At 55.8% G+C, this 11,009-nt stretch carries 9 protein-coding genes; 1 reads left to right on the top strand and 8 read right to left on the bottom strand.

Annotated elements, in window-relative coordinates:
- Positions 1-5: 5 nt before the first annotated feature.
- From uvrC to ileS, 8 genes are all read right to left on the bottom strand, one after another.
- Positions 6-1,889, bottom strand: a complete 1,884-nt coding sequence (uvrC, locus tag AC0L6A_RS14330; RefSeq protein ID WP_473290981.1) for an excinuclease ABC subunit UvrC — start codon at positions 1,887-1,889, stop codon at positions 6-8.
- Between the two features lie 310 nt (positions 1,890-2,199).
- A complete protein-coding gene (locus AC0L6A_RS14335; RefSeq protein WP_473290982.1) occupies positions 2,200-2,994 on the bottom strand; it encodes an SDR family oxidoreductase in 795 nt (264 codons plus the stop codon).
- Positions 2,994-3,962 carry a calcium/sodium antiporter gene (locus AC0L6A_RS14340; protein ID WP_473290983.1) on the bottom strand — a complete coding sequence of 323 codons (969 nt, stop codon included), beginning with the start codon at positions 3,960-3,962 and terminating at the stop codon, positions 2,994-2,996. Before AC0L6A_RS14340 ends, AC0L6A_RS14335 begins: the two co-directional genes overlap by 1 nt.
- Positions 3,963-4,129: 167 nt before the next feature.
- Complete coding sequence (locus tag AC0L6A_RS14345; RefSeq protein WP_473290985.1) at positions 4,130-4,927, bottom strand: S49 family peptidase; 798 nt, start codon at positions 4,925-4,927, stop codon at positions 4,130-4,132.
- Between the two features lie 80 nt (positions 4,928-5,007).
- The gene (locus tag AC0L6A_RS14350; RefSeq protein WP_473290986.1) at positions 5,008-5,769 is read right to left on the bottom strand and encodes an ABC transporter permease; all 762 of its coding nucleotides are present in this window, start codon (positions 5,767-5,769) and stop codon (positions 5,008-5,010) included.
- Positions 5,766-6,692, bottom strand: coding sequence for an ABC transporter ATP-binding protein (locus tag AC0L6A_RS14355; protein ID WP_473290987.1), 927 nt, complete (start codon positions 6,690-6,692; stop codon positions 5,766-5,768). Before AC0L6A_RS14355 ends, AC0L6A_RS14350 begins: the two co-directional genes overlap by 4 nt.
- 60 nt (positions 6,693-6,752) lie before the next feature.
- Entirely contained in the window at positions 6,753-7,211 is a 459-nt protein-coding gene (locus AC0L6A_RS14360) for a methylated-DNA--[protein]-cysteine S-methyltransferase (protein ID WP_473290989.1), read from the bottom strand.
- Between the two features lie 72 nt (positions 7,212-7,283).
- The gene (gene ileS, locus AC0L6A_RS14365) at positions 7,284-10,310 is read right to left on the bottom strand and encodes an isoleucine--tRNA ligase (RefSeq protein WP_473290990.1); all 3,027 of its coding nucleotides are present in this window, start codon (positions 10,308-10,310) and stop codon (positions 7,284-7,286) included.
- Positions 10,311-10,580: 270 nt separating this feature from the next.
- On the opposite strand from ileS, the gene AC0L6A_RS14370 reads away from it, so the two are divergent.
- Positions 10,581-11,009 carry a group III truncated hemoglobin gene (locus AC0L6A_RS14370; protein WP_473290991.1) on the top strand — a complete coding sequence of 143 codons (429 nt, stop codon included), beginning with the start codon at positions 10,581-10,583 and terminating at the stop codon, positions 11,007-11,009.

Consider the following 11,009-nt stretch of genomic DNA (forward strand, 5'->3'; position numbering starts at 1 on the left):
CCGCGTCAGCCCTTGTCATGGAAGAAGCCATAGATGGTTTCTGCAAGTGTTTCTGAAATGCCATCAACAGCTTTCAAATCCTCAAGACCCGCGCGACTGACAGACTTGGCCGATCCGAAGTGCTGCAAGAGCGCACGTTTTCTGGTGGCACCTACGCCCGGAACCTCATCCAACGGGGTTGCGCCTTGGGCTTTTGCGCGCTTGGCGCGGTGGGTGCCGATGGCAAAGCGGTGTGCCTCGTCACGTAGGCGTTGGATGAAGTACAGAACGGGGTCATTGCGCTGCAACGCGAAGGGACGCTGGCCGCGCCTGTGGAACTCCTCTTTCCCGTGGTCGCGGTCTACACCTTTGGCCACACCGATCATGGGAATGTCTGTTACGCCCATTTCCTCCATGATTTCACGCACGGCACTGACTTGCCCCGCCCCGCCATCAATCAACAGAAGCTCTGGCCACAGCCCCTGTTCCCGCTCAGGGTCCTCTTTCAACAGGCGCTTGAAGCGTCGGGTCAGTACCTCTTTCATCATTCCAAAGTCATCACCGGGCGTCAGATCCTCACCCTTGATGTTAAATTTTCGGTACTGACTTTTCATGTAGCCTTCTGGCCCCGCGACAATCATAGCCCCCACCGCATGAGCGCCCTGAATGTGCGAGTTGTCGTAAACCTCGATCCGGGCAGGTGGACCGTCCAATTCAAAGGCCTTTGCAACGCCATCAAGCAATTTGGCCTGCGTTGCCGTTTCAGCCATTTTTCGGGCCAGACTTTCACGCGCATTCCGTTGGGCATTGGCCACAAGCTCGGATTTCTCGCCCCGCTGTGGGACCGAGATTTCGACCTTGCGCCCCAGCCTTTCGCTTAACGCTTCGGCCATGAGATCTTGTTCATCCAAGGGGTCGGACAAAAGGATCAAACGTGGGGGTTCTTTTTGATCGTAGAACTGACCCACAAACGCTTGCAGCACCTCGCCCGGCCCCGCACCAGCACCAGTTCGTGGATAGAAATCCCGGTTGCCCCAGTTTTGATGCGCCCGAATGAAGAAGACCTGAACGCAGGCCTGCCCCCCTTCCATATGAAGCGCGATCACATCCGCTTCGCCAACGCCGCGCGGGTTTATACCTTGGGTCTGCTGAACTTGCGTCAATGCGCTGATACGATCGCGCAGCACGGCGGCTTTCTCAAACGCCATCGCTTCTGATGCCACCTGCATCTCGGACGCGAGGCTTTCTTGCATTTTGGTTGTGCGACCCGACAAGAAGTCATCGGCATCCTTGACCAGCGCGCCATAGCCTTCGGCATCAATCTTGCCCACACAGGGCCCAGCGCACCGTTTGATTTGATACAGCAAGCACGGCCGCGAGCGACCGTCAAACGTGGCATCTGTGCAATTGCGCAGCAGGAACACCTTTTGCAACTGGTTCAGCGTGCGGTTCACAGCATCCGCACTGGCAAAGGGCCCGAAATAGCGCCCCTTTTCTTTCCGCGCGCCGCGGTGCTTCTTGATCTGAGGAAACTCATGATCCGTCACAAGGATATTTGGAAAGCTCTTATCGTCGCGCAAAAGCACGTTGAAATGCGGCTTCAGTTGCTTGATCAGATTTTGCTCAAGAAGCAGCGCTTCGGTTTCTGTCCGGGTGGTCAGAAACATCATCGATGCCGTCTGGCTGATCATCCGCGCAATACGCGCGCTGTGACCTGTAGGCTTGGCGTAGTTCGACACACGCTTCTTCAAGCTGCGCGCTTTCCCCACATACAAAACCCGCCCTTTCGCATCGAGCATTCGGTAAACACCCGGCGAATTATCAAGCGTTTTCAAATAGGATTGGACAACCTCGTGACCGGTTTCAACCGGTTCATTTTCGTCTGGTTTGTCCTGATTATCGCGCGTCATGGGGTAGCTTTCTTGATTCTGTGTCCCGCTGCAATCTTATCGTTACCGATACAAGAGAAAACATGCCCACAGAAACTGTGGATAAGTCTGAGGACATGTCGCCAAGGATCGGAATTTTTCGTTGTATTCGGCCCTTTTCGTCAATCTGCCTGTTTTTTAGGCAGTACTGTAACCTACTGTTTTTAAACAAAAGAAATATGACCATTATGTAAACATGTGAAATCATTGCAAAAATCACGAAAATACGCGCCGTTTTGCTTCACAGGTGCACAACTTCGCTGCCAACACCGCTTGAAGACCGGGCAAAAATTCAAGATTTCTTTGGATTTCCAATCACGTCGGGGGTCTGCCACCCCAAATGTTGGCCACCATCAACCGCAATCATCTGCCCTGTTACTGCGGGCGCATTCAGCAAATAGGACAAGGCTGATGTGATGTCGCTGGGGTTCGGACCGCGCTTCAGGATTGACCCTATGCGTTGCGCCTCGAAATGCTCTTGCGATTGGCGCTCACCAATCATTGTCGATCCGGGTCCAATTCCGTTCACCCGCACATGGGGGGCAAGGGCCTGGGCTGCCGTGCGTGTCAAAGTCCAAAGCCCGTGTTTGGCCAAACTGTAGCTCATGAATTCCGGTGTTAACTTCTGCACCCGCTGATCCAACATGTTGACAACAAGGGCTTGTGACAGCAGCTCTCCCAGCTCGTCTTTCGTGGCTTGTGGGGCTTGCGCTGCAAAGTCTTGTATCAGGAACAAAGGCGCGCGGAGGTTCGACGACATGTGCCGATCCCAACTGTCATCGGAAACTGTTCCGATGCTGTCGTACTCAAATATCGAAGCATTGTTCACCAGAACTGACAAAGGCCCGCCCAAAGCCTCTGTGGCGCGTGACAGAAGGGTTTTGACCTCGTCGAGCTTCAGGAAATCGGCTTGAAGTGCAACGGCACGACGTCCAATGCTTTCAATCTCAGCAACGGTTTGCGCAGCGCCTTTGGCTGAACTGCTGTAGTGAACAGCGACGTCGAACCCATGCCGCGCCAACTCTAAAGCCAGCGCGCGGCCAAGCCGCCCACCTGCTCCTGTCACCAATGCGCATTTGTTGATCATTATGCGTGCCCCAGAACCATCAGGATATAGATCACATAGAGTATCGACAGCAGGATGCCCCATATGCGGCCCATGTGCCATTTCAGGAAGACAAATGGCGCCAGAAGCAACGTTGCACCCAGCATGACCCACAAATCGAACTTCAGGATACCCGGATCAACTGGGATCGGTCCAACCAAAGACGAAATGCCGATGATGGCTAACAGGTTGAACATGTTCGAACCGATCACGTTCCCCAAGGCAACATCCGCCTGCTTACGCAACGCGGCCATTACTGTGGTCGCAAGTTCGGGCAACGAGGTGCCCAAGGCCACCAGCGTCAAGCCGATGACAGTTTCAGATATACCGTATTGGCGCGCGATATTGGTTGATGCATCCACCAGAAGGTCCGCGCCCAATGGCAGACCGATCAGGCCCAGCATCAAGAACATAATCACCTTCCACCAAGGCATGTCCGGATCCGCACCTTCGACGTCATCATCGTCGTCATTTTCTTCTTCGTCACCGGCACAGACAGCACGGCGATGGCGCAATGCCTCGCGGAAAGCCGAGCCGAGCATCAATCCGAGTGCGGCCAACAGCACCAAGCCTTGCGGCCACCCGATCTCTCCTCCAAAGGCCAGCACGATGAACAACACCGTTGCGCCAACCATCTGAAGATAGCTTTTGCGGCTGTCGCAGGTTTTGGTGGACAAACCCGCCATCAATGCGGGCACACCCAGCACCAACAGGATGTTGGCGGTGTTCGACCCGACCACGTTCCCCATGGCAAGTCCGGGGACACCTTCAAGGATAGAACTGACCGAGATCAGAAGCTCAGGCGCAGACGTGCCAAAGGCCACAATGGTCAGCGACACGATCATCGCCGGCACACCAAGGCGCAGCGACAGGTTCACTGCCCCACGCACAAGGCTGTCACCAGCGAGCAAAAGGATCACAAGGCCAAGCGAGGCGAAAATCAGATCCAAGGCTTAGCCCTTTCCCTTGCAGTCACAGGGAGATTTTCCCAGTTTATAACGCCCACATCGTGGGCATTTCATCGCTTCGATGCGTTGCTGGCCCGGATAGCGTAGCTTTCCGAACATGGCCAGCACACCCATTGCGACCAGAAACAGGACAACAATCTTGATGACCATCAGAGACCAAAACGAGCGTATTCCGCGCGTTCCTCGATGATAGAGATCGTGTCCGACACAAGCCGCATTCCGAACCGTGACAACAGCCCGCGTTTGGCGCCATAGACGCGGAAACGGACCTTGTTGCCGTATTTCTCTTTCATGGTCGGCACGACATGACCGATCCCGTCAGCCAACCCTTTTTCGATGGCCCCATAGCCCAACCAGATGTCGCCGGTGAACAGATCTTCGCCTTCTGGCAGTTTGCCTTCACGACGCGTTGTAACTTGGGTTTTGAACGCCGCGTGGATGTCTTCTTGCAACGCTTTCAAGCGTTTCACATCGGCGGGTTTTTCGGGCTGGAATGGGTCCATCATCGATTTCGACTTACCCGCAGTATGAACGCGACGCTCGACCCCGATTTTTTCCATCAGCCCTGTCAGGCCAAAACTGGCAGAAATCACACCAATTGATCCAAGGATCGAGCTTTCGTCCGCATAGATCTCGTCCGCTGCGGTTGCCAGCCAATAACCACCCGAGGCAGCTACGTCTTCGACAAATGCATAGACGGGGATCTCTTTTTCCGCGGCCAGTCGACGAATGCGGGCGGCAATCAGACTGGACTGCACGGGGCTGCCGCCGGGCGAGTTGATCACCAGTGCGACGGCCGCGGGTTTGCCCTTGCGAAATGCACGCTCAATGGCTGGCGCCATCACGGCGTCATTCAACTGCCCGCGAGTGCCGGTTGCTATAACGCCCGACAGGCGCACGACCGCCACCATGGGTGGCTTTTTAACAAATGGAAGAAGTTCGATCATGGCAACCATTTAGATGTCCTGCGCAGTTTCAACAAGGGTGAGGCGATCACGCTTTTTCCCACCTGTGGCATCTCAGCGTATCAGCTGCGCAATTTATATCCCGTGCGGAAGATCCAACCAATCGTCAGAAGGCAGGCGCCCATGAACAGGATGATCGCAGCAATGGACCAGCCAAGCGCCACATCCGCCTGCCCGAAGAACGCCCAGCGGAAGCCCGAGATCAAGTAGACAACCGGGTTGAACAGCGTGATCGTCTGCCAGACGGGTGGCAACATCGAGATTGAATAGAACGACCCCCCAAGGAAAACGAGCGGCGTGATCACCAGCATGGGCACCAGTTGCAACTGCTCAAAATTGCCAGCCCAAATCCCGATAATGAAGCCGAAAAGCGCAAAACTGATACAAGTCAGCAGCAAGAACAGCACCATCCAGACTGGGTGTGCAATGCTTAGATCAACAAAGAAATGAGCCGTGACGAAGATGATCATCCCGATCATGAAGGCCTTTGTCGCCGCTGCCCCCACATATCCGATGACGATCTCAAAAAACGAGATTGGGGCAGAAAGCAGTTCATATACCGTGCCAATAAATTTCGGGAAGTAGATGCCGAAGGACGCGTTCGACGTGCTTTGCGTCAGCACTGTCAGCATAATCAGACCAGGCACAATGAACGCGCCATAGCTTACGCCCTCGACCTGATCGATACGCGATCCGATGGCCGCGCCGAACACAATGAAGTAAAGCGAGGTCGACAGGACGGGCGAGATAACCGACTGTACCAACGTGCGAAACGTGCGCGCCATTTCAAAACGATAGATGGCCGCGATGGCATTCCAGTTCATGCTGCATCCTCCTTCACCAGATCGACGAAGATATCTTCAAGCGAGCTTTGGCGCGTTGAAAGGTCTGCCAAATGTAGCCCCGCCGCACGCAGATCGGCCAAAAGCCCCGTAATCCCGGTACTGCCCGCCTGCGCATCATAAGTATAGATCAAACCGCCTTCGTCCGAGACCGTCAGCGGATAGCTGGACAGTTTCTCGGGCACGGCATCGATCGGCGTATCCAGCTCGATCAACAGCTCCTTTTGACCAAGGCGTTTGATCAGCGCGTCTTTTTCCTCGATCAGCAGGATCTCACCTTTTGAGATCACACCAATCCGGTCCGCCATCGCCTCGGCTTCTTCAATGTAATGGGTGGTCAGGATCACGGTCACACCCGTCTCTTTCAGACGGGCTACGATCTCCCACATATCTTTGCGCAGCTCTACGTCAACGCCAGCTGTCGGTTCATCAAGGAACAGAATTTTTGGGTCGTGGCACAGCGCTTTGGCAATCAGCACCCGGCGTTTCATTCCGCCCGAAAGCGTCATGATGCGGTTGTCTTTCTTGTCATGCAGGCTGAGCATTTTCAGGATCTCTTCGATCCGCGCATCATCGCGCGGCTTGCCAAACAACCCACGCGAAAATCGTACTGAATTCATGACCGTCTCAAACGGTTCCAGATTGATTTCCTGCGGCACCAACCCGATTAGGTTCCGCGCTTCTCGGTAGTCACGCATATGGTCAAACCCGCCGACCATGATGGTACCCGAACTAGCCGTAGAAATACCGCAAATAATTGAAATTAAAGTGGTTTTACCAGCACCATTCGGCCCAAGGAGCGCCAGAATTTCGCCTTCGGCAATCTCAAGGTCCACACCTTTCAGTGCTTGATGACCACCTTCATAGGTTTTGGTCACGCCTTTGACGCTTAGAAAAGCTTCCATGCTGTCCCCCTGTTCGCCACCGCGCTTGTGCATCCAAGCGTCCCTTGTGGGCCAAGCTTCTCAGATAAGCAATCCAGCAGCACCTTCAAGGCGCAAAAGCTGAACTTTTGTCTCGACCCCGCCAGCACCAGAAAACCCAACCAGCTTGTTACCCGCCCCCATCACGCGATGACATGGAATGATGATCGGGATGGGATTGCCGCCGCAGGCATTTCCAACGGCTTGTGCCGAGTTACCGGTTTGTTTGGCGATGTCGCCATAGGTCAGGGTCTCGCCATAAGGAATGGCGGACATAGCATCACAGACTGCGCGCTGAAAATCGCTGCCATGAACCAAAGTCGGCAAGTCAAACTTCGCCAAATGACCTTCGAAATATGCGCTGAGCTGAGATTGCGCTTCAACCAGCACCGGTGTTTGCTCACCCTCAGATTGGGCATTCCAAACCAGCCGGACAATATTGCCGGCGTCTTCCACAATACCCAAACGCCCGACCGGGCTATCGACGACCGCTATGTTCATGCGGCCATGTTGCAAAAGAAAACGCCCCGGCACAATGGCCGGAGCGCTCCGTTTCTTGCTACTTCAGTCCGATTAGGACAGCGCCTCATCACAACGGCCGCACGTGCCCGCGTGATCGTGGCTGCCCACGTCCGGCAGGATCTTCCAGCAGCGCTGACATTTCTCACCCAACGCTTTTTCGAACACCACACCTACGCCTTCGGCTTCCGGCATACGGAATGCCTCGGCCGGGAGCGGGTCGTTGGTCAGTTGGATCTGGCTTGTGATCGAGACATCAGCAAAGTTCACTGACTTCAGCGTTGCCAACACATCCTCGTCCCGCACATGCACGACAGGGGCGGCTTCAAGCGAAGCTCCGATGACCTTATCGCGACGTTGGATTTCCAGCGCTGCGGTGACCACTCGGCGCACCTGACGAATACCGGCCCATTTTGCGGCCAGCGGTTCGTCCAGCCAATCAGCGGGCGTGTCCGGGAAGTCGATCAAATGGACCGAGCTTTCGTCACCCGGGAAGCGTTCCAGCCAGACATCTTCCATCGTGAAGACCAGCACCGGCGCAAGCCATGTGGTCAGACGGTGGAACAGGATGTCCAGCACAGTACGCGCTGCACGGCGGTTCAGGCTATCAGCCCCATCGCAGTAAAGCGCGTCTTTGCGAATGTCGAAATAGAAGCTCGACAGGTCCACGGTCGCAAAGTTGAACACGGCCGAGAACACACCTTGGAAGTCGAAGGTTTTATAGCCTTCGCGCACAACGTGATCGAGCTCGGCCAGACGGTGCAGCACCCAGCGTTCCAGCTCGGGCATATCGGCCACGTCCACACGCTCGGCTTCGTCGAACTCATGCAGGTTACCCAACATGAAGCGCATCGTGTTGCGCAGGCGACGATAGCTGTCCGCCACACCCTTCAGGATTTCCGGCCCGATCCGCTGGTCAGCGGTGTAATCGGCCTGAGCCACCCAAAGGCGCAAAATGTCTGCGCCATATTGCTTCACAATCGTCTCGGGCACGATGGTGTTGCCCAAGGATTTGGACATCTTCATGCCCTTCTCATCCAGTGTGAAACCGTGTGTCACGACGTTCTTGTAAGGCGCGCGGCCTTTGGTGCCACAGGCTTGCAGAAGCGACGAATGGAACCAACCGCGGTGCTGGTCGGTGCCTTCCATATAAACATCTGCGATGCCATCGGGTGTGCCGTCTTCACGGTCACGCAGAACGAACGAGTGGGTTGAGCCTGAGTCGAACCATACGTCGAGCACGTCGAAGACCTGCTCCCATTCGTCGGCGTTGTGGTCGTTGCCCAAGAAACGCTCTTTCGCGCCGTCGGCATACCACGCATCAGCGCCTTCCACCTCGAACGCTTCGGCGATGCGAGCGTTCACAGCGGGATCGCGCAGAAGGAAGCCTTCGTCGGTCGGCAACAGGCCTTTCTTCACGAAACAGGTCAGCGGCACGCCCCAAGCGCGTTGACGCGACAGCACCCAATCCGGGCGCGCTTCGATCATCGAATACAAGCGGTTGCGACCGGTCTGCGGCCACCATTTCACCAGCTGATCGATCGAGTTCAGAGCACGTTCGCGGATGGTCTTGCCCATCTCGTCCTGCCCGTCGCCAACTTCTTTGTCGACCGACGCAAACCATTGCGGTGTGTTGCGGAAGACGATGGGTGCTTTTGACCGCCACGAATGCGGATAGGAGTGCGTCACGCGACCACGCGCGATGATGCCGCCGGCCTCGACCAGTTTGGCGATCACGGCGTTGTTGGCTTTGCCTTCTTTGCCCTTGCGGTCAAACACTTGAAGGCCTGCAAAGAACGGCACGTGGGGCAGGAATTCGCTTTCCTCGCCCACATTGTGGGTCATGCGGTCGATCCAGTTTCGGGCGACGAAAGCCTCATAGTCGTCGGCACCGTGGCTGGGCGCGGTGTGAACGAAACCCGTACCCGCATCATCGGTGACGTGATCACCGTCGATCATCGGAACGTCGTAGTCCCAGAAGCCATCGGCACCGTCGGCACCGTTGAACGGGTGCTTACAGATCAAACCGGCCAGCTCGTCGGTAGCGACATCGCGCACGCGCGAGAATTCGGTCACGCGGGACTTGCCCAGCGCGTCTTCGGCCAGAGTGTCTGCGAAGACGTAAAGCTGACCCGGAGCGGTCCAGCTTTCTTCTTCGGTCGCGTCCACACGGTACAGGCCGTATGCAATCTTGTTGTTGTAAGCCACGGCCTTGTTCGACGGGATGGTCCAAGGGGTTGTGGTCCAGATCACAACGCGCGCATCTACAAGTGGTGCATATTTCTTGAGATAATCGAAAGTAGCCTTTTCGGCCGCTTCACTATCCAAACCTTGCGCCAACTCTTTGACGACATCATCCCGAAGCGTATCCAAATAGCTCCATGGGTCATCCACCTCACCTTCGGCATTCGCAAACGAGAACGGCACCCAAATCGTGTGCGACTTGTGGTCGTGATACTCGATCTCAGCTTCGGCCAGCGCGGTCTTCTCAACAGGCGACCACATCACGGGCTTCGAGCCCTGATACAGCGTGCCGTTCATCAGGAACTTCATGAATTCCTCGGCGATCACACGCTCGGCGTGGAAGTCCATTGTCAGGTAAGGATCGGCCCAGTTGCCGGTGATGCCCAGACGCTTGAACTCGTCGCGCTGGATGTCGATCCAGCCTTCGGCGAACTTGCGGCATTCCTGACGGAAATCGACCACGTCAACCTCGTCCTTGTCGCGACCCTTCTTGCGATACTGTTCTTCGATCTTCCATTCAATCGGCAGACCGTGGCAATCCCAGCCCGGCACGTAACGCGCGTCATGACCCATCATCTGATGCGAACGCACGATCATGTCCTTGATCGTCTTGTTCAGTGCGTGGCCGATATGCAGGTGACCGTTCGCATAGGGGGGGCCATCGTGCAGGATGAACGGTTCGCGGTCGCCAGCTGTTTCACGCAGGCGGTCATAGACGCCAATTTTCTCCCATCGGGCCAGCCATTCAGGCTCGCGCTTGGGCAGGCCAGCGCGCATCGGGAAATCGGTTACGGGAAGGGTCAGGGTATCTTTGTATTCTGGAGTGTCGGCACACATGTGTCCGGTCCTTTTCAGGAAATGTCGTCAGAAATCGGAAGGGTCAGCGCGGGTCAACCATGCGCTTTGTCCCGGCGGCTCGTCTGGATCAGAGCGCCGGGCTAATAATTCGAATAATGATGGCCTTCAGATGCATCATGGGGGCGTTATAGGCCCGCACGTGCGTGGCGTAAAGGCACCATAGGGGCGCAAGCTGCGCTGAATTGTCCTGCAATCCATCCTTGGCTCTGCCCGCTGAGTTGACTATTTCAGTCGGGAAAGAGGTTTGACATGACACACGCCCCCAATCCGCTTCGGCTTTTTGATATATCCCGCGACGAAATCGACGAGGTGCTGGCCAGTTTCTATGCCCGCATTCGTCACCACCCCGAGCTTGGACCGATCTTCAACGGGCATGTCGGAGAAACCGATGCTGAATGGGACACACATATCGCACTGATCACCCGCTTCTGGCGGGGCGCCATTCTTCGAGAACCCGGCTATGATGGCAATCCAATGCGTGCACATATGCAGGCCGGGAACGTACACACGGAGCATTTCACCCCGTGGATCGCACTGTTTGAAGAAGTCGCGACTGACAAACTGCTACCCCAAACCGCACGCGCTTGGATTGCTTTGGTCCATCGCATTGGGCGGGGGCTTCGCATGGGAGTAGAAGATATGACGCGTCCGGCAATAGATGTTCCGAGCTTACATTAG

This window comes from Aliiroseovarius sp. D2-2, assembly GCF_055809455.1.